Source organism: Georgenia sp. Z1491, assembly GCF_057652395.1.
The window spans coordinates 2,070,568-2,089,414 of the sequence record NZ_CM172729.1; the positions used below are offsets into that span (position 1 = coordinate 2,070,568).

Annotated in this window: 15 protein-coding genes; 9 read left to right on the forward strand and 6 right to left on the reverse strand. The window is 71.5% G+C overall.

All coding sequences use genetic code 11. The features are described from left to right. Positions 1-77: 77 nt before the first annotated feature. From AC24HA_RS09615 to AC24HA_RS09625, 3 genes are all read left to right on the forward strand, one after another. Positions 78-1,067 carry an ABC transporter permease gene (locus AC24HA_RS09615; protein WP_425708825.1) on the forward strand — a complete coding sequence of 330 codons (990 nt, stop codon included), beginning with the start codon at positions 78-80 and terminating at the stop codon, positions 1,065-1,067. 76 nt (positions 1,068-1,143) lie between these two features. Next, entirely contained in the window at positions 1,144-2,163 is a 1,020-nt protein-coding gene (locus tag AC24HA_RS09620; RefSeq protein WP_463648783.1) for an iron chelate uptake ABC transporter family permease subunit, read from the forward strand. Then, positions 2,160-2,915 (forward strand): iron ABC transporter ATP-binding protein, encoded by a 756-nt coding sequence (locus tag AC24HA_RS09625; protein WP_425708823.1) that lies wholly within the window; start codon positions 2,160-2,162, stop codon positions 2,913-2,915. The genes AC24HA_RS09620 and AC24HA_RS09625 overlap by 4 nt, the downstream gene beginning before the upstream one ends. Here AC24HA_RS09625 and treZ read toward each other — a convergent pair. From treZ to glgX, 3 genes are all read right to left on the reverse strand, one after another. Then, positions 2,912-4,867, reverse strand: a complete 1,956-nt coding sequence (treZ, locus tag AC24HA_RS09630) for a malto-oligosyltrehalose trehalohydrolase (RefSeq protein WP_425708822.1) — start codon at positions 4,865-4,867, stop codon at positions 2,912-2,914. The two genes, AC24HA_RS09625 and treZ, sit on opposite strands and share 4 nt — an antisense overlap. After that, the gene (treY, locus tag AC24HA_RS09635; protein WP_425708821.1) at positions 4,864-7,449 is read right to left on the reverse strand and encodes a malto-oligosyltrehalose synthase; all 2,586 of its coding nucleotides are present in this window, start codon (positions 7,447-7,449) and stop codon (positions 4,864-4,866) included. The genes treZ and treY overlap by 4 nt, the downstream gene beginning before the upstream one ends. A gap of 102 nt (positions 7,450-7,551) precedes the next feature. Then, entirely contained in the window at positions 7,552-9,840 is a 2,289-nt protein-coding gene (gene glgX / locus AC24HA_RS09640; RefSeq protein ID WP_425708820.1) for a glycogen debranching protein GlgX, read from the reverse strand. 341 nt (positions 9,841-10,181) lie between these two features. Between glgX and AC24HA_RS09645 the strand changes: the two genes are divergently transcribed. Further along, positions 10,182-11,930, forward strand: coding sequence for a DUF222 domain-containing protein (locus AC24HA_RS09645; RefSeq protein WP_425708819.1), 1,749 nt, complete (start codon positions 10,182-10,184; stop codon positions 11,928-11,930). 60 nt (positions 11,931-11,990) lie between these two features. Then, entirely contained in the window at positions 11,991-12,266 is a 276-nt protein-coding gene (locus AC24HA_RS09650; RefSeq protein ID WP_425708818.1) for an HNH endonuclease signature motif containing protein, read from the forward strand. A gap of 235 nt (positions 12,267-12,501) precedes the next feature. Here AC24HA_RS09650 and AC24HA_RS09655 read toward each other — a convergent pair whose 3' ends face one another. The 3 genes from AC24HA_RS09655 to AC24HA_RS09665 form a co-directional block, all read right to left on the reverse strand. Then, positions 12,502-13,086, reverse strand: coding sequence for a biotin transporter BioY (locus AC24HA_RS09655; protein ID WP_425708817.1), 585 nt, complete (start codon positions 13,084-13,086; stop codon positions 12,502-12,504). Between the two features lie 258 nt (positions 13,087-13,344). Further along, the gene (locus tag AC24HA_RS09660; protein WP_425708816.1) at positions 13,345-14,340 is read right to left on the reverse strand and encodes an ABC transporter substrate-binding protein; all 996 of its coding nucleotides are present in this window, start codon (positions 14,338-14,340) and stop codon (positions 13,345-13,347) included. Positions 14,341-14,476: 136 nt separating this feature from the next. Further along, positions 14,477-15,079, reverse strand: a complete 603-nt coding sequence (locus AC24HA_RS09665; protein WP_425708815.1) for a nuclear transport factor 2 family protein — start codon at positions 15,077-15,079, stop codon at positions 14,477-14,479. A 175-nt stretch (positions 15,080-15,254) separates the two neighbouring features. Here AC24HA_RS09665 and AC24HA_RS09670 point away from each other — a divergent pair, with 175 nt between their 5' ends. The 4 genes from AC24HA_RS09670 (at position 15,255) to AC24HA_RS09685 (ending at position 18,772) form a co-directional block, all read left to right on the forward strand. Continuing rightward, on the forward strand, positions 15,255-16,529 hold the full coding sequence (locus AC24HA_RS09670) for a DUF418 domain-containing protein (RefSeq protein WP_425708814.1): 1,275 nt from the start codon (positions 15,255-15,257) through the stop codon (positions 16,527-16,529). A gap of 178 nt (positions 16,530-16,707) precedes the next feature. Then, a complete protein-coding gene (locus AC24HA_RS09675) occupies positions 16,708-17,589 on the forward strand; it encodes a DUF881 domain-containing protein (protein ID WP_425708813.1) in 882 nt (293 codons plus the stop codon). After that, positions 17,589-17,921 (forward strand): small basic family protein, encoded by a 333-nt coding sequence (locus tag AC24HA_RS09680; protein ID WP_425708812.1) that lies wholly within the window; start codon positions 17,589-17,591, stop codon positions 17,919-17,921. The genes AC24HA_RS09675 and AC24HA_RS09680 overlap by 1 nt, the downstream gene beginning before the upstream one ends. Further along, positions 17,918-18,772 (forward strand): DUF881 domain-containing protein, encoded by an 855-nt coding sequence (locus tag AC24HA_RS09685; protein WP_425708811.1) that lies wholly within the window; start codon positions 17,918-17,920, stop codon positions 18,770-18,772. The genes AC24HA_RS09680 and AC24HA_RS09685 overlap by 4 nt, the downstream gene beginning before the upstream one ends. Positions 18,773-18,847: the final 75 nt, after the last annotated feature.

Genomic DNA, 18,847 nt, shown 5'->3' on the forward strand with positions numbered 1-18,847 from the left:
TCCACCCGGCCCACCGCCGCTCCTCGCCCCGCGGGCCGCGCGGGGCACGAGCCACGACGTCCTCGACGAAAGACACCATGACGACGACCGACACTGCGCCGCGAGCGCGCACGAGGGGGAAGCTCGCCGACCGCAGGCTCGCGGTCGGCATCGCCGTCGTGGCGCTCCTGCTGGTCGCGTCCCTGCTGACCGGCGAGTACGACATCTTCGGCGACAACCCCACGGACGTCGACATGTTCGCCATCACCCGGGTGCCGCGCACGGTCGCGCTCGTGCTGGCCGGCGCCGCGATGGCCATGTGCGGGCTCATCATGCAGCTCCTCACGCAGAACCGGTTCGTCGAGCCGACGACCACGGGCACCACCGAGTGGGCTGGTCTGGGCCTCCTCACGGTGATGATCCTGTTCCCGGGCGCGAGCATCCTCGGCCGGATGACCGGGGCCGTGATCTTCGCGTTCGTCGGCACGATGATCTTCTTCCTGTTCCTGCGCCGGGTGTCGCTCAAGACCTCCCTCATCGTCCCGATCGTCGGCATCATGCTCGGCGCGGTCATCGGCGCCGTCTCCACGTTCGTCGCGCTGACGACCGACATGCTGCAGAACCTCGGTGTCTGGTTCGCCGGCAGCTTCACCTCCGTGCTGCGTGGGCAGTACGAGCTGCTGTGGCTCGTCGCGCTCGTCGGCGTCGCCGTGTTCCTCGTGGCCGACCGGTTCACGGTCGCCGGGCTCGGCGAGGAGATCTCGACGAGCGTCGGGCTCAACTACAACCGGATCATCCTGCTGGGCACCACGCTCGTCGCGATCGCCACCGGGGTGGTGACGGTCGTCGTCGGGAACCTGCCCTTCCTCGGGCTCATCGTCCCCAACATCGTCTCGATGGTCCGGGGCGACGACCTGCGCAGCAACCTGCCGTGGGTGTGCCTGCTCGGCATCGCCGTCGTCACCGTCTGCGACCTCATCGGTCGCACGATCATCTCCCCGTTCGAGGTGCCGGTCTCGCTGGTGCTCGGGGTCGTCGGCTCGATCGTCTTCATCGCCCTCCTCCTGCGGCAGCGTCGTCGTGGCTAGCCCGACGACGGCCCACGACCCCGGGCCGACCACCGGTGAGGACGACGTGACGGGCCCGCCCGAGATCACGGCGCCGATGCGCCCCCGCAGCGCCCGGCGCACCTCCGGCTCCTTCCAGACGCGACGCCAGCAGGTGCGCTACTGGCTCGTGCTGTCGCTCATGATCCTGCTGTCGGTCGGCTTCGGCTTCGGTTTGCTCGCCTACGACAACCCCGTCCCGATCTCCGACGACCGGTTCTGGATCATCGCGCGGATGCGTGCCACCGACGTCGTCGTCATGGCGCTGGTGGCCACGTGCCAGGCGATCGCGACCGTCGCCTTCCAGACGGTGACGAACAACCGGATCATCACGCCGTCGATCATGGGCTTCGAGTCCCTCTACGTCGCGGTCCAGACCTCCGCGGTCTACTTCCTCGGCGTCGCCGGGGTCGTCGCGGTCCAGGGCGTGCCCCAGTTCGCGCTGCAGGTCGCCCTCATGGTGGTCTTCGCGCTGTTCCTCTACGGATGGCTGCTGTCCGGGAGGTACGCGAACCTTCAGGTCATGCTGCTCGTCGGCATCATCATCGGCGCCGGGCTCGGCTCGGTGTCGACCTTCATGCAGCGCCTGCTCACGCCGAGCGAGTTCGACGTCCTCACCGCACGCCTGTTCGGCTCCGTGTCCAACGCCGACGCCGACTACCTCCCGCTCGCGATCCCGCTGTGCGTCCTCGCCACGGGCGCCATCCTGCTGCGCGCCCGTCGGCTCAACGTGGTCGCCCTCGGCCGGGACATCAGCATGGGACTCGGGGTCAACCACCGGGCCGAGATCATCAAGGTGCTGTTCCTCGTCTCGATCCTCATGGCCGTCTCCACCGCGATGATCGGCCGGATGACGTTCCTCGGCTTCCTCGTGGCGACGCTCGCCTACCAGTTCTCCGGCACGCACGACCACCGGTACACCCTGCCGATGGCCGGCCTCACCGGCTTCGTCGTCCTGTCCGGCGCCTACTTCGTCATGCGGAACATCTTCTCGGCGGCCGGCGTGGTCTCGATCCTCATCGAGTTCGTCGGCGGCATCGTCTTTCTCGTCGTCATCCTCAGGAAGGGGCGCCTGTGATCACGCTCGACGCCGTCCGCAAGGACTACAGCTCAGAGGTGACGATCGGTCCCGTCACCATCGAGATCCCTGCCTGCGGTGTGACGGCCCTCGTCGGCCCCAACGGTGCCGGCAAGTCGACCACGCTGACGATGGTGGGCCGGCTCCTCGGCATGGACTCGGGCGCGATCGAGATCGCCGGCTACGACGTCTCCAGCACGAAGTCCCGCGACCTCGCGAAGATCGTGTCCGTCCTGCGCCAGGAGAACCACTTCATCACCCGGCTCACGGTGCGCCAGCTCGTGGGCTTCGGACGGTTCCCCTACTCGCAGGGGCGACTGACCAGGCGGGACGAGGAGCTGATCAGCCAGGCGATCGACTTCCTCCACCTCTCCGAGCTCGAGGGCCGCTACCTCGACCAGCTCTCCGGCGGCCAGCGACAGCGCGCCTACGTGGCCATGGTGCTCGCGCAGGACACCGAGTACGTGCTGCTGGACGAGCCGCTCAACAACCTCGACATGAAGCACTCGGTCCAGATGATGAAGCACCTGCGCCGGGCCGCGACCGAGCTGGGCCGGACCGTCGTCATCGTGCTGCACGACATCAACTTCGCCGGCAAGTACGCCGACCACATCTGCGCGATGAAGGACGGCATGGTCTGCGACTTCGGCACGTCGGAGGAGATCATGACCGACGAGGTGCTCACGCGGGTGTTCGACACCCCGGTGCGCGTCATCGACGGCCCCGACGGACGCCTCGCGGTCTACTACTAGGCGCCCGTTCGTCGCACGACGACGACGCCCGGCCCGTCGAGCGTGACCGCCCCGGCGGTGGTGCTGGTCGTGGCCGGGTCCCAGGCGAGCAGCACCTCGGGGCCGTCCACGGTCGCGCCGGGCTCGGACGGGGCCGCGCCGGGCCGGTCGCCGATCGCGTCGGCGCCGGCGAGGGGAACGGTCGTCGGCGCGTCCGGCGTCGCACGTGTCACGGCGACGACGTCGATGCCGCCGCGCGACATGCGCAGCCAGCCGGCCTCGTCGTCGACCGCGACCGCCGTCGCCGAGCGGTCCCCGCTCGCGAGGTCCGGCTCCGCGCGCCGCAGCGCGAGCGCGGCGGCGTAGAACGCCCGGATGCGGTGGCCGCGCTCCGTCGTCGCCTCGTCCCGGTCGAGGACCGAGGCTTCGCGCGTGGCGGGGTCCTGGGGGTCCGGGACCTCGGGCTGCTCGCCGTCCGCGCCCCAGCCGTGGCGGGCGAACTCCGCGCGACGGCCCTCGGTGACGGCGCGGCCGAGGTCGGGGTCGATGTGGTCGGTGAAGAACTGGAAGGGCGTGCGTGCGCCCCACTCCTCGCCCATGAACAGCATCGGCGTGTAGGGGGACAGCAGGACGATCGCGGCGGAGACCGCGAGCTGCGCGTCGTCGAGCACGACGCTCGGGCGGTCCCCGACGGCGCGGTTGCCGACCTGGTCGTGGTTCTGGCCGAAGACGACGAACCGGTGGCCGTCCACGTCGTCGTCGACCGGCCGTCCCCAGTCCTGCCCGCGGAAGGTGGACCATCCGCCGTCGTGCACGAACACGCGCGTGAGCGCGTGCGCGAGCGTGCTCCCGGCGCCGAAGTCGACGTAGTAGCCCTCCCCCTCACCGGTGAGCCACGCGTGCAGGGCGTGGTGGACGTCGTCGACCCACTGGGCGTCCATACCGAGGCCGCCCTCGGCCGTCGGGGTGACCATCGCGTGGTCGTTGAGGTCCGACTCCGCGACCAGCGTGCGCGGCAGCCCCAGGCTCTCGCCGAGCGCGTGCACCCGGTCGGCGAGCTCGGCCAACAGGTGCGGCTCGGAGGTGTCCTCGATCGCGTGCACCGCGTCGAGCCGCAGGGCGTCGACGTGGAAGTCCGACAGCCAGCGCAGGGCGTTCTCCAGGAAGAACGCGCGCACCTCGGCGGACCTTTCGCCGTCGAGGTCCGGACCCGACCCCCACGGGGTCTGGTGGCGTTCGGTGACGTAGTCGGCGAAGACGCCGAGGTAGTTGCCGTCGGGACCGAGGTGGTTGTAGACGACGTCGAGGCACACCCCCAGGCCGTGGGAGTGCGCCGCGTCGACGAAGCGCTGCAGCGCCGCCGGCCCGCCGTAGGAGTCCTGGACCGCGTAGAGGCCCACGCCGTCGTACCCCCAGCCCCGGACGCCGGGGAAGGCGGCGAGCGGCATGAGCTCGATCATCGTCACCCCCAGCTCTGCCAGCCCTCCGAGGTGGGTGATCGCGGCGTCGAGCGTGCCCTCGGCGGTGAACGTGCCGACGTGCAGCTCGTAGATCACCGATCCCGGGAGCGCGACCCCGGCGAAGCCCATGTCCGTCCAGTCGAAGGTGGAGGGGTCGTGGAGCCGCGAGGGCCCGTGGACGCCGTCGGGCTGGTGGGCGGAGCGGGGGTCCGGCACCGGGTCGCCGCCGTCGCGGGAGAAGAGGTACTCCGTGCCGGAGGGCCAGGGGGCGTCGGCCGTCCACCAGCCGCCCGACCGCCGGACCAGTCGGTGGCGGCCGACCGCGGGGGCCGCGGCCTGCTGCTCCCCGTCGGCCGGTCCGACCGCGGTGACGACGGCGTCGATGCTGCTCGCGTCGGGCGACCACACGGCCGGGACGAGCGGGTGGCGCACGAGGGCGTCGGTCTCCGCGTCGCGGTCGCCGAGCGGCGGGCGAGGGTGCCGCGGCCGGGCGTCCTGCGGGTCGGGGATCATGCGGAGGCCTCCAGGACGGCGACGGGACGGTGGGCGAGGAGCTCGGCGAGCAGGGTCGCGCCTCCCTCGTGGCGGGTGCCGGTGAGGACGTCGGTCCAGGTGCCGGGCGGGAGGACGACGGTGTGCTCGTGGAACCCCCCGAGCGCACGCAGCCCCTCGGCCAGGCGCGTGGCGACGGTGACGGCCCGGGGCTCGCCGTCCATCGTGCGGGTGAGGGCCACGGCGTGCTGGGTCGTCGTGGGCAGCGGCGCGTACCCGGACCGTTCGCCGACGAACGCGTTCGGCACGCGCCTGCGCAGGCGCAGCACGGCGGCCGTCAGGGCGAGCTTCTCCTCGCCCAGGTCGCCCGGGGTGCGGCCGGCGTCGAGCTCGGCGAGGGTGGCCGCGATCGCGCCGTGGTCGACGGGGCGACGGTTGTCGGGATCGACCAGCGAGTCGGTGAGGAGCTCGGTGCCCTGGTAGACGTCGGCCACCCCGACGAGCGTGAGCTGGAGCGCCTTGGTCCCGAGCACCGAGGTGCGCAGCGAGTGCGCGGTGTCCGCGACCCAGCCGGCGAACCGTTCGCGCACGGCCGGCTCGGCCGTCATGGCGGCGACCCAGGCCGTGAGCTCCTCCTCGCCCGCGGCGTCCTGGTCGGTCCAGGTGGTCCAGGTCTTCTGCTCGCGGACCGCCTTGAGCAGGTAGTCGGTCAGGCGGACGGCCTCGATCGGGCCGTCGGGGCCCCAGGTCCCGGCCAGCGTCTGCCAGACGAGGTTCTCGGTGCGCCCATCGAGGTCGGCGGGGCGGCGTTCGGCCGTGAGCTCGCGCAGGTCGGCGACCAGGGAGCGCCACGCCGCGGCGTGCTCGGAGATCACTCCGATGCGTGCCCGGACGTCCTCGCTGCGCTTGGTGTCGTGCGTCGATCCGTTGGTCATCGTCGCCGGCCAGAACGTCTGTGTGCGCCCGGCCCAGGCGTGCAGCTCGTCGACCGAGAGCGAGCCGCGCTGGGGTGCGCCGCCCACCTCGTTGAGCGAGAGCAGGTGGGTCCACCGGTAGAAGGTCGTGTCCTCGACGCCCTTGGCGGTCACGGCACCGCAGACCTGCTGGAACCGCACGATGATCTCGTCCCGGCGGGCCTCGCGGGTCCGCCCCGCGGAGCCCACCTCGCGGCCCAGCACCAGGTCGACGACGACGTCGAGGGTCTCGTGCCGGTCGGCGTCCAGCCGGGTCCGGGCGGTGGCGGCGGCATCCTCGACGAACGCCTCCGACTCCGGCGGCGCGGGCTCGCCCGGCACGACGTAGGCACGGTAGCGGTGCACCGCGATCACGAGCTCGCGCACGCACTCCAGCAGCGGCCGGAACGAGTGGTCGCGGAGCCGGACGTCGTCGTCGCACACGTCGGACAGCAGGGTGGCGAGGCGGTGCACCTCGGCGTAGAGGGAGCCCTCGACGATCTGCCGCTTGGCCGCGTCCCGGACCGACTCGTAGTCGCCGGGCGCGTCGCCGGCGATCTGCTGCATGAGCGCACCGGTGGTCGGCAGACCGGCCGGGTCCACCTGGATGCCGTGCAGCCGCCAGGCGGCGTCGTAGCCCGTGGTGCCGGCGACCTGCCAGTCACCGGGCAGGTCCTCGTCGTCCTCGAGGATCTTCTCGGCGACCACCCAGGCGCCCCCGGTGGCCTCGTGGAGGCGCCGGAAGTATCCGCGCGGGTCGGCCAGGCCGTCGGGGTGGTCGACCCGGAGCGCGTCGATGACGCCGTCGTGGAGGAGCGTGAGCAGCAGGCCGTGCGTGGCGTCGAAGACGGCCTCGTCCTCCACCCGGATCGCCGCGAGGGAGCCGACGTCGAAGAACCGCCGGTAGTTGAGCTCCTCGTCGGCGACCTTCCAGTAGGCCAGGCGGTAGAACTGGCGGTCGAGCAGGTCCGCGAGCGGGAGCTGCTCGGTCCCGGCCCGCACCGGCAGGACGTGGTCGTAGTAGGTGAGGACGTGCTGCTCGCCGGCGTCCTCCTCGCCGGGCACCACGGCAGTGGTCAGCTCGATCTCGCCGTCCGCGAGCGCGGCGCCGATGCGGCGGCCGAGGACCGGCATGAGCACGCCGCCACCTCCCTCGGACAGGTCGACGTCGAACCACGAGGCGTAGGGCGAGTCGGGGCCGAGCGCGAGGACCGACCACAGGGCGCGGTTGTGCCAGGCGGGTGTCGGCACGGCCATGTGGTTGGGCACGAGGTCGACGACGACGCCCATGTCCAGCTCGTGCGCGGCGCGGGCCAGCCGCTCGAGGCCGTCACGGCCCCCGAGCGTGGCGGAGATCGTCGTGTGGTCGACGACGTCGTACCCGTGCGTCGAGCCCGGCGCCGCGGTGAGCACGGGGGAGAGGTAGACGTCCGTGACGCCGAGGTTCGACAGGTGGTCGAGCTGTCTGCCGACGTCGTCGAACGTGAGGTCCGGACCGAGCTGCAGACGGTACGTACTCACCGGGGTACGCCTGCCGGGACCGGGCAGGTGCGCGGCGGCCGCGGCCCTCGTGGTGGCCTCGACGGCCGAGCGATCGGTGGCCGGGTGGTCGGTGGCCGACGTGTCGTTGGCCTCGTGGTGCGTGGTCACGTGCATCCTCCGGGGTCGTCGACTCGTCCGGGTCCAGTCTGCCCGGTCGCGGAGGTCCGTGCCCGCCGGCTCCGGGAGCGGGCAGGGGGCGGCCGACCGGTCCTACTCGGGTGTGTCGGCGGCGGCGTCGGACTCGGGGTTCCCGTCGTCGTCGGGGGAGGGGCTGTCGTCGGGCTCGTCGGCGGTGACCGCCGTCTGGCGGCGGCCTCCGCCCCACGCCGGTGAGGTGGGGATGCGTCCCGTGACGGTCCGACCGACGGCGTCGGCGGGGGCCGCCTCACGGGAGCCCTGCGGGCTCAGGAGGACGACCGTCGACCGGGCCACCACCGTGACCTGCGAACCCGCCGCGAGATCGCCGGACTGCGTCCGCTCCCCGGCGGAGTCCAGGACGACGGACCAGGTCGGCCCCCACTCGGCGAGCGGCAGCGTGACGAGGACGTCCTCGTGGGAGGCGTTGAGGATGATGAGCAGCGAGTCGTCGAGGATCCGCTCGCCGCGCGCGTCGGGCTCGGCGATGGCCTCGCCGTTGAAGAAACAGACGATGGTCTTGGCGTCGCCGCCCCAGTCGTGGTCGGCCATCGGGGCGCCGTCGGGGGCGAACCAGGCGAGGTCGGGCAGTCCGTCCGGCGACTCGGCGAGCGGCTCGCCGGTGAGGAACCGGCGGCGCCGCAGGACGGGGTGCTCGAGGCGGAACTCGACGAGCTCACGCGTGAACCCGAGCAGGTGCTGCGCGTCCTCGTCGAGGTCCCAGTCCACCCAGGAGATCTCGTTGTCCTGGCAGTAGACGTTGTTGTTGCCGCCCTGGGTGCGGGCGATCTCGTCGCCGTGCGAGATCATCGGCACGCCCTGGGACAGCAGCAGGGTGGTGAGCATGTTCCGCTGCTGGCGGGCGCGGAGCGCGTTGATGGCCGGGTCGTCCGAGGGGCCCTCGACGCCGCAGTTCCAGGACCGGTTGTGCGACTCGCCGTCGCGATTGTCCTCGCCGTTCGCCTCGTTGCGCTTCTCGTGGTAGCTGACGAGGTCGCGCATCGTGAAGCCGTCGTGGGCGGTGACGAAGTTGATCGACGCCACCGGGCGGCGACCCGAGTGCTCGTAGAGGTCCGAGGAGCCGGAGAGCCGGTAGGCCAGGTCGCCCAGCATGCCGGGCTCACCACGCCAGTAGTCCCGGACCGTGTCGCGATACTTGCCGTTCCACTCGGTCCACAGCGGCGGGAACCCACCGACCTGGTAGCCGCCCTCACCCACGTCCCACGGCTCGGCGATGAGCTTGGCCTGGGAGATGATCGGGTCCTGCTGGATGATGTCGAAGAACGACGAGAGCTTGTCCACCTCGTGGAGCTCGCGCGCGAGCGTGGAGGCGAGGTCGAACCGGAAGCCGTCCACGTGCATCTCCTGCACCCAGTAGCGCAGCGAGTCCATGATCAGCTGCAGCGTGTGGGGGCTACGCATGTAGAGCGAGTTGCCCGTGCCCGTCGTGTCGAAGTAGTGCGCCTCGTCGCCGTGGACGAGCCGGTAGTACTGGGGGTTGTCGATGCCCCTGAAGCTGAGGGTGGGACCCATGTGGTTGCCCTCGGCGGTGTGGTTGTAGACGACGTCGAGGATGACCTCGATGCCGGCCTCGTGCATCGCCTTGACCAGGGTCCGGAACTCGTCGACCTGCTCGCCCCGGCTGCCCTGGGAGGAGTAGGCGTTGTGCGGGGCGAAGAAGCCGATCGTGTTGTAGCCCCAGTAGTTGGACAGCCCCTTCTCCACGAGGTGGGGGTCCTGCGCGAACTGGTGGACCGGCATGAGCTCGACGGCGGTCACGCCCAGCGACGTGAGGTGCTCGATGATCGACGGGTGGGCCAGGCCCGCGTAGGTGCCGCGCTGCTCCTCGGGGACATCCGGGTGGAGGCGCGTGAGGCCGGCGACGTGGGCCTCGTAGATGACGGAGTCGTGGTACTCGTGGCCCGGCGGACGGTCGTTGCCCCAGTCGAAGAACGGGTTGACGACGACGGAGACCATCGTGTGGCCGAGCGAGTCCTGCGGCGCGAAGCGGCTCGGGTCGTCGAAGTCGTAGGAGAACAGGGACTGGTGCCCGTCGATCTGACCGTCGACGGCCTTGGCGTAGGGGTCGAGCAGGAGCTTCGTCGGGTCGCAGCGCAGCCCCCGAGAGGGATCCCACGGGCCGTGGACGCGGAAGCCGTAGCGCTGGCCCGGCCTGACCCCGGGGAAGTAGCCGTGCCAGACGTGGGCGTCGACCTCCGTGAGGTCGACGCGGACCTCGCCGTTGTCGTCGTCGACCAGGCACAGCTCCACCCGGTCCGCGACCGTGGAGAAGAGCGCGAAGTTCGTGCCGGCGCCGTCGAACGTCGCGCCGAGGGGGTAAGGGTGGCCTGGCCAGTGCTGCATGGGCACAAGAGTGGCACGTCCACGATCGGGGGGCCTCGCGGACCCTCCGGCGTGCGCGGATGGTCACAGGGCGACGGGCGGTGACGGGCCTGCCGTCGGTGGGGCCCCGGTGTGCGGTTGGGCCCCGGCGTGCGGTCACTCGCTCGCCGCTCGCCGCTCGCCGCTCGCCGCTCGCCCGCTGGTGGGTGGTGGTTGTCGTGGGCACGGTTTTTCCCCAGGTCAGGGTGGGTGGTGGATGTGGCGTAGTTGTCCACAGATTCGGGCATTTCGGTTGTTCTCGAATATGCGTTCGAGTAGCATCGGGGTAGTCGGATCGAGTGGCACGAGGAGGTGCGGGGGCGGTGGCTGAGGACGTGGGTGTGGACCAGGGGTGGTCGGCGTTGGAGGAGTTGCTCTCCGCGCAGATCGAGGCCTGGCTCGCTAAGAAGGCAGCCCAGAACGATGCCGCTTCGGAGTCCGATGCCGATGCCGAGACCGAGGACGTCAGCGACGCCGTCGGGTGCGATGCCGAGACCGATCCCGACGCCGATGCGGACGTCGAGGACGTCGGTGACCGTGAGCTCGACAGCCCCTACGGCACCGGCGCCGGCGCGGCCACTGACAGTGACGACGACCGGGCGGACCTTGACGAGGAGACCCACGACCTGCCCGCTGCGGTCACGCTCACCGGCGACGACGAGGATGAGCAGGACCCGGCCGCGGCGCCTGCGCTCACCGACGCCGCCGCCGCTCGTGAGCAGGGCGTCGCCTTGCATGTTGGCGAGCCCTTGTCGTCGGTGGGTGTGGTCGGTGGCATGCGAGGGGTGGTGGCTCAGCTCGACGCACTGAGCCAGGCTCGCGTGGGCGACCTGTCCGGGCAGGAAGCGATCGACCTGCTGGAAAGCATCGAGGCCGCCGAACGACGACTGACCGCACTACGCGCCACCACCACCGCCAAGGTCGAGACGGATGGTCTGTGGGCGTTGGATGGGCAGCGGTCGTTCCGGACGTGGTTGCGGGACCGGACCGGGACCAGTGCGGCGGTCGCGGGTCGGCAGGCCCGGCAGGCCCGCGCACTGCGCGACGACCTGCCGCTGGCCCATGGGGCGCTGTGTGTGGGGCGGATCAGTGTCGAGCATGTGCAGGTCCTGGTCCGCGAGACCCTGTCCACGGACCGGCTGCGCACCCAGCTCGCCGACACGGAGATGGGTGAGGGGTTCCTGGTCGCTCAGGCCCAGGTCATGCACGCCCAGGACTTCGCTCGCCTGGTCGCGGCGTGGAAGGTCCGGGCCGATCCCGCGGGAGCCGACAAGGCCTGGCGTGAGGACGACGCCCGCGAGGAGCTGACCATCGCTCCGACCACGGGCGGGTACCACCTCACCGGTTGGCTCGACGAGCTGTCCGGACAGGTCGTGACCACCGCCCTGACCGCTCACGCTGGCCGCAAAGGTGCCGATGACGACCGGAGCCCGGCACAGCGCCGGGCCGGCGCACTGGTCGCCCTGGCCCATGAGTCTCTCGACCGAGGCGGGCAGCTGGCCGGCGCCAGGGTCCGGCCGCATGTGACGATCACCGCGACACTGGAGACCCTGACCGCTCTCACCCGGGCGACCGGGTCCGTGATCCCACCCGCGTCGGCGACCGCCGGCTGGAACGCCACCCACGACCTCACCCCCGATGCGGTCCGGGCCTACGCGGGCCTGCCCGAGGGGCAGGTCGTCGGCCCGATCACCGCGGCGGAGTCCCTGACCGCGCCCGGCGGACCCCGCGACCCCCACACCCGCACCCACACCGGGAGCAGCGCTGGCGCTGCGTCCGTCACCGCCCCCGGGGCGGCGAACCACGATGGCAGCGCCCCCAGGCCGGCGAGCGAGGGTGGGGCGGGAGTCTTTGAGCTGTCCGACGAGGCCCGGCAGTGGCTGACCGCGTGGCAGCCGGGTGAGGATCACGTGATCTCAGCCGCGATCGACCCCCGCGTGATGACCGGCACCCAGCCCGCGGCCTCGGCGATCGTGAGCTCACCAGCGAGCACGCTCAACACGATCCGAGTCTTCTTCTCGACCGGAATCGAAGGGGGTCTTCCCATGGTTCTGATTCTCCTTCAGGACTGACTCAACAGCCCTGCCAAGAATCTTGACGCGCGACAGGAGAAACGAATCTTCCCCGCGAACATGACCCGGGCCATCCACGCCCGCGACCAGCACTGCCAATACCCCGGCTGCGACGAACCACCAGGCTTCGGCGAGATCCACCACTGCCTGCACTGGTACAAGGACCACGGCCCCACCAGCATCGAACACGGCATCCTGCTGTGCTGGCACCACCACGACCTCATCCACGCCCGCAACATCACCATCACCCGCACGCGCGGCCGATGGCACTTCCACGACCAACACGGCCGCCCCATCGAACCCACCCGACGCAACGAGCTACCTCAGCGCGAGTGACAGCGCACCACCGCCCGGGGAGTCACCCGACGAGGACGCCCGCGCGAGTAGAGGTGCACCGCCGCCCTCAGGCGCGGGGCACGAGCCGGGTCGATGGTCGGGGAGGCCGCAAGGCGAGGACCGAGCGACGACGTCACCGGCCGATATCCGTGCCGCCCCACCTGCGCCGTTCAGATGGATTGGTCCGCGGCACAGCCCGGCGAAGAGCGCGCCGGGTGCGCCACCCGCTCTCGCTCTATTGGCGCACGCGGCGGACGATCGACCAGGCTCCGGGGAGCAGGAGTGCGGCTGCTGCCGCCTTGATGACGTCGCCGACGAGGAACGGGACCACGCCCAGGGTGAGCCCCGTCGCCAGGTCGACGCCGAGGAACACGACGAGCCACGGGACACCGATCGCGTAGATCGTCGCCGTTGACGCCACCGCGAGAGCGGCCGTGCCCAGGACCGACCGGTCGGCCCGGCGACGGGCCAGCTCACCCACGAGTACGGCGGCCACGAGGTACCCGAGCGCGTAGCCGTACGAGGCGAACGCCCATCCCGAGCTGAACTCGGCGAACATCGGTGCGCCCGCGGTGCCGGCCGCCAGGTAGACGAGGATGCTCGCGGCAGCCCGTGCAGGTCCCAGCGCCGCACCGGTCAGAAGGACGGCGAACGTCGCCAGGGACACCGGGACCGGCGTGAAGGGAAGCGGGACCGCGACCCACCCGGCCAGAGTGACGAACACCGTCCCCGCCAGCACGAGGGCGACGTCCCTGAGACGGGTACCTGGCACGAGGTCGGCAAGAACGGGTGCGCGCCGGAAGCTGGCGACTGAGGTCATGTCATCTCCTTGGCTATGGACACAGGTGTCTGCGCATCATTCCAGGTCGGCCGGCGTGCGCCGTAGGCCGGACCGCAGACCGGCGCTAGGACCGGCTCGACCGATCCGACACACCTACCACCTCGACCGACCGGCCCGTCCGCCCGAACGCGGCGGGGCCCAGAGACACAGATCCCTGGGCCCCGCCGTCGTACGTCCTCACCGGCCGTCGGAGCCGCGAGGTGCGGCTACCGGCCGCGTGGCAGCTCGGACCGCCCCTTACTGAGCGTGCTCGAGGAGCGCGTCGAGATCGACCTCCTGGTCGAGCAGGCCACGCTCGTCGGCCATGTCGTGGTAGATCTGCACCGTCTCGCGCGAGACCTCAGGCTGCCAACCCGGCAGGATCACCCGGTCCTCGAGACCGTCGGGCAGATCGAGGTACGACTGCAGGATCTCCCGGACCGCGTCAGGGTTCTCCTGCGCGTAGGCGTTGGCCTCGGAGATCGCGGCCTGGAACGCCTCGACGGTCTCCTGGTTGTCGTTCGCGTAGGTGTCGGTCGTGAAGTAGGTGGCGATCTCCCACTCGTCGGCGATGTCGAGGAGCACCGCGGTCACCACGTGAGCCCCGCTGTCCTCCATCGCCACCGTGACGAAGGGCTCGACGATCCACGCCGCGTCGACGTCGCCGTTCTCCATCGCGGCAGGCATCGAGTTGAACGGCATCTCGACGAACTCGATCGTCGTGGGGTCCACGCCGGCGAGCTCGGCCGACTCCATGACCACCGAGTCACCGATGGCGTTGAGCGTGTTGGTCGCGACGACGGCACCCTCGAGGTCCTCGGGACCCTGGATGCTCTCGTCGGCGGACATGATGGTGAACCCGTCCTCCTCGGGGTCGCCCGTCGACCAGACGCCGGACGCGATGATCTGCAGGGGCATCCCGGTCGAGGCGGCGATGACGGTCGACATCGAGTTGCCGAAACCGAAGTCGAAGTCGCCGGAGACCACGCTCGGGACGATGGCCGCACCGCCCTGACCGGACTCGGCGGTGACATCGAGGCCGTGCTCCTCGAAGATGCCTTCCTCGATGCCGATGTAGAGGGGGGCGACGTCGATGATCGGGATGACGCCGACCGTGATCGGCGTCAGCTCGTCCCCGTCGCCACCACCCTCACCCTCGGAGTCGCCACCGCCGCAGGCGGCGAGGACAAGAGCCGAGGCGGCGAGGGTGGCGCCGGCTGCGTAGCTGCGACGACGTGATCGGAGGGGGGACATGGTGCTCCTTGCTGTTGGGGGTGTGGTGCTGCTGACGCGATCGATGAGCGGGTGTGTGGTGGGGGCGTCGCGCAGGCCGGCCTCGTCACGAGGTCCGTCGCACGGCGGGCGGTTCGTCACGGGTGCGCCTCTCGTCTCAGAGCGGGGTACCCGCGGTGGGCGACCCGTCCAGCCAGGCCGCACCCTCGGCATAGAGGGTCTCGACGGCGGGGCCGGTGAGGCCCGGCAGGCCCTGCTTGATGGTGAAGCCGGCCTCCTGCTGGAGGTAGGCGAGATGCCGGTAGCCGAGCGGGAACGCGGCCAGCACGTCGGCGTCGAGCGTCAGGCCGGCACCCGGGTCGAGGACGTCGAGCCGGTCCTTCTCGTAGACGGGCTGACGTCGCACGATCCTCCAGTCGTCGTCCTCGACGGCGAAGAAGTCGTAGAACCGACCCGTGCACACGACGTCCACCTCGACGCCGTGCACGCGGGCGCGTTGCGAGATCGTCATCTTGGTCTGTGCCGTCGCTCGATCTCCGGCGACGTCGACGGAGGTCCCGCCGAGGAAGTGGAGGATCGACACCCCCTCCTCGAACGCGGTGCGGCTCGCCCCGATGAAGTCGGTGGCCGATCCCTGGAACCACGTGGCGGTCATGTATCCCTGCGAGTGCCAGACGGTGGCGAACCGCTCCCACAGGCCGGCGTCACGCCACAACGCCCAGCTCTCCACGACCTCGCGGATGCGCAGGCGGTCTGTCATGCCCCGGTCCACCGACACGCGAAACCTCCTTGTTCCGGACACCGCCCGTCCCGGGCGGTGCGCCGGGCGGCACCTGAGAGTAACCCGCGCGATGATGAATCCGGATGGGACGACCATCACGACTGGATCGCGAATCCGTCGCGGCCGGGCCGACGCGCTCTGCGACCATTCCGACATGTCGCAGCCCATCGGACCGGCAGAGCGCGGACCGACCCCGCTCGCCGAACGCGCACTCGCACCCGACCTTGCGCGTGGCGCGATGCTGCTGCTCATCGCCCTGGCCAACGTGCGGGCGTTCGTCGACGTACCGCGAGAGGGTCTGCGTGGCTACCCGGATCCGGCCACGACCACAGTGCTCGACGACGTGGTCGCCGCATTCCAGCTCGTTCTCGTCGACGGACGGGCCTACCCGCTGTTCGGGCTCCTCTTCGGCTACGGAGTCTGGCAGCTGGCGTCGCGTCGCCTGGACGACGGTGCTTCCGCAGCGACCGTGGTCGGGATCCTCCGACGTCGGTCGGTGGTGCTCGTCGGCATCGGTGCGGCCCACGGCATCCTGTTCTTCCCCGGTGAGATCCTCGCCGCCTACGGTCTGCTCCTGCTGCTCCTGCCCGGCGCCATGGTCCGCGCACACGACGCCGCCCTGCTCGCCTGGGCCGGAATCGCCGGCGTCCTCGTGGTCCTGCTCCTGGCGGGCTCGGGATCGTTCGGGGCCGTCGCCGACCCGATCCCTGCCGAGCTCGGCCCGGCAGTGCGTGAGCACCTCGTCGATTGGCCGACCGGCGGCGTCCTGTCCAACGCCATCGGCGTGAGCGTCACCGTGCCGCTGGGCGTGCTCGCTGCCCGCCACCGCGTGCTCGAGCAGCCCGCCGGGCACCGGGCTCTGCTGGTGCGCTGCGCGGCCTTCGGTCTCGGCGCGGCGGTCGTCCTCGGCGCCTGGTACGCGCTCGTCGCCGCGGGCGCGGTCGGGCCGCCGTCGGAGGGGGCCGCCCCACTCATGGGCCTGCTCCACGGCGCCGGGGGCTACGCAGGTGGGATCGGTTACGCCGCTCTCCTGGGGCTCGTCGCGACGCGGGTCGCGCACAATCCGGAGGGCGGTCCCGCTGCGCCTGGTCCCGCCACACAGGGCCTCGTCACGCCTGGTCGGACCGCGGCTCGCCGTCCCCGGGGCGGCGCCCTCACCACCGCGATCAGCTCGTTGGGCCGGATGTCGATGAGCGGCTACCTCCTGCAGACGCTGGTGTTCGTCGTCGTGCTCGTCCCGTGGGGTCCGCTCGCGCTGGGACGGGACATCACCAACCTGCAGGCGGCAGGTGTCGCGATGGGTGCCTGGGTCCTCGGCCTCGCCGTCGCCGCTGTCCTCGCCCGCGGCGATCGGCGTGGACCGTTCGAGGCGCTCGTGCGGTGGTGGACATACCGCGGGACCGCCGCCGGGACGCGTGGGCCAACCTGACCACCCGCGGACGGTGACGATCCGCGGACAGCGAGGCCCCTGCGGACCGTGACGATCCGCGAACAGCGAGGCCTCCGCGCACGGCGATGCCCCGGCGGACGGCGGTGAACCGCGCACCGAACCGGCACCTCCGGCGCGGTGCGGCGGAGGGGGCGGCACCCGGACCTACAGTGGCCCGATGGCGCACAAGGGGAGCGGGGTGCGGCGGCAGGAGCCGCGTCCACGGTCGTGGGAGTCCCCGCTGCGGGCCCTCATCGACCACCCGCTGGACGCCGGCTATGCCGAGGCCGCCGCGCGCCGCGAGAAGGAGGGGACGAGCACGGGCCCCGTCCTACGGGTCGCGACCTGGACGACCGTCCTCGCGGTCGGCGTCGGGCTGGTCGTGGCCGGCCGTGAGCTCGCCGCGCCGGAGGAGGGGCGCGACCCGGTCCGGGCCGAGCTCGCGGCACAGATCGAGGGAGCCGAGGAGGCGGCCGCGGCGCTGTCCACCGGCAACCAGGAGCTCGCCACCGAGGTCGACCTGCTGCGCGACGAGATCGTCGAGGGCGCGCCGTCGGACCTCGGCGAGGAGGCGCGGGTCGCGCTCGGGGGCTCGGCCCAGTACGCGATCTCGGGTCCCGGCATCGAGATCGTGCTGTCCGACTCCGAGGACGCCGCGGCGGGTGTCGCGGACGCCGACGACGGCCGGGTGCGGGACACCGACCTTCAGACCGTCGTCAACGGCCTCTGGGCGGCGGGGGCGGAGGGCGTGAGCATCGACGGCAGGCGCCTCGCGTCCACCTCCGCGATCCGGGCCGCCGGGCGCGCGATCCTCGTCAACCTCGAGGCGACGAGCTCCCCCTACACGGTCGTCGCGCTCGGTGACCCCGAGGAGCTGCGGGACTCGCTCCGCACGGGCACCGCAGGCCAGCACCTCCAGCAGCTGTCCGACCGGTACGAGATCGACGTGTCCTACGCGGACCTCGACGAGGCGACGCTCCCGGCGCTCCCACCGCGGACCACCACCTATGCGACGCCCCTGGATCCCACGGGCGGCCCGACGGGGCAGGGGGAGCGGTAGTGCTCGCGATCGTCGGACTTGCGATCGGCGTGGTCGTCGGGGTGGTCCTCGACCCGACCGTGCCCGCGTGGCTCGTTCCGTACCTCCCGATCGCCGTGGTCGCCGCGATGGATGCCCTGCTCGGCGGCCTGCGTGCCCGTCTCCAGGGCGTGTTCGACGACCAGGTCTTCATCACCTCGTTCCTCTTCAACACGGTGGTCGCCGCCTTCCTCGTGTACGTGGGCGACCAGCTCGGCGTGGGCGGTCAGATGACGACGGCGATCGTCGTCGTGCTGGGGATCCGGATCTTTTCCAACGTGGCCGCCATCCGTCGCCACATCTTCAAGGCGTGAGCACGGTGCCTGACGAGTCGCACGAGCGCCGGGAGAAGGACCGCAGGCCCGACGCCGAGCAACGCACCCCGGACGAGGAGGACCGGTCCGACGAGATGACGGACCAGGCGCACGACGGCGAGGACCGGGCCCACGTCGATGACGCCGCGCCCGACCCGGCCCGGCGGCCCTGGTGGCAGGGCAGGGCCTCGGACCTCCTCGTGGTGATCCTGTGCGCGATGCTGGGGATCGCGCTCGTGGCACAGGTGCGGCACACCCAGGAGGATCCGCTCGCGGCGCTCCGCCAGGACGACCTGGTGCGGCTGCTCGACGAGCTCGACCGGCGCAACATCGACCTCGTCGACGAGCAGGACCGGCTGCAGGAGGAGCTCGACGAGCTGCGCACCGCGGCCGACTCCTCGCAGGCGGCCGCCGATGCCGCCGCCGAGCTCGCGGGCACACAGGGTGTGCTCGCGGGTACCGTGCCGACGGCCGGACCGGGCGTCGAGATCGTCGTCACCGACCCCGACGACTCCATGCGGGCGCAGACGATGGTCACGCTGGTCCAGGAGCTGCGCAACGGTGGTGCCGAGGCCATCGAGGTCGACGGCGTCCGGCTGACGGCGACCTCGTACGTGGTTCGGCAGACCGGTGGCCTCGTCGTCGACGGCACGACGATCGCCTCGCCGTACGTCGTGCGGGCCATCGGCGATCCGCAGACGATGCGGGTCGCGCTGGAGATCCCCGGCGGGGCGATGTCCACCACGCGCGGCCGCGGCGCGGAGGTCGAGCTCGTCGAGCGGGAGCGGCTGGAGATCCTCTCCGTCGCCGAGCCGCAGGAGCTGGAGCACTCGCGGGTCGTCGAGGACTGAGACCCGACGTCCGGCTCTGGGCGCGCACAGCGGTGGCTGTGCCGTACGACCTGATCAGAGCTTGTCACCACGGTG

Excerpts from the sequence above, each read along its gene's own strand:
- glgX (WP_425708820.1), bottom strand. The coding sequence starts at position 9,840 with ATGCAGCACTGGCCAGGCCACCCTTACCCCCTCGGCGCGACGTTCGAC.
- AC24HA_RS09665 (WP_425708815.1), bottom strand. The coding sequence starts at position 15,079 with ATGACAGACCGCCTGCGCATCCGCGAGGTCGTGGAGAGCTGGGCGTTG.
- AC24HA_RS09670 (WP_425708814.1), top strand. The coding sequence starts at position 15,255 with ATGTCGCAGCCCATCGGACCGGCAGAGCGCGGACCGACCCCGCTCGCC.
- AC24HA_RS09675 (WP_425708813.1), top strand. The coding sequence starts at position 16,708 with ATGGCGCACAAGGGGAGCGGGGTGCGGCGGCAGGAGCCGCGTCCACGG.
- AC24HA_RS09650 (WP_425708818.1), top strand. The coding sequence starts at position 11,991 with ATGACCCGGGCCATCCACGCCCGCGACCAGCACTGCCAATACCCCGGC.
- AC24HA_RS09655 (WP_425708817.1), bottom strand. The coding sequence starts at position 13,086 with ATGACCTCAGTCGCCAGCTTCCGGCGCGCACCCGTTCTTGCCGACCTC.
- treZ (WP_425708822.1), bottom strand. The coding sequence starts at position 4,867 with ATGATCCCCGACCCGCAGGACGCCCGGCCGCGGCACCCTCGCCCGCCG.
- AC24HA_RS09660 (WP_425708816.1), bottom strand. The coding sequence starts at position 14,340 with ATGTCCCCCCTCCGATCACGTCGTCGCAGCTACGCAGCCGGCGCCACC.
- AC24HA_RS09620 (WP_463648783.1), top strand. The coding sequence starts at position 1,144 with ATGCGCCCCCGCAGCGCCCGGCGCACCTCCGGCTCCTTCCAGACGCGA.
- AC24HA_RS09615 (WP_425708825.1), top strand. The coding sequence starts at position 78 with ATGACGACGACCGACACTGCGCCGCGAGCGCGCACGAGGGGGAAGCTC.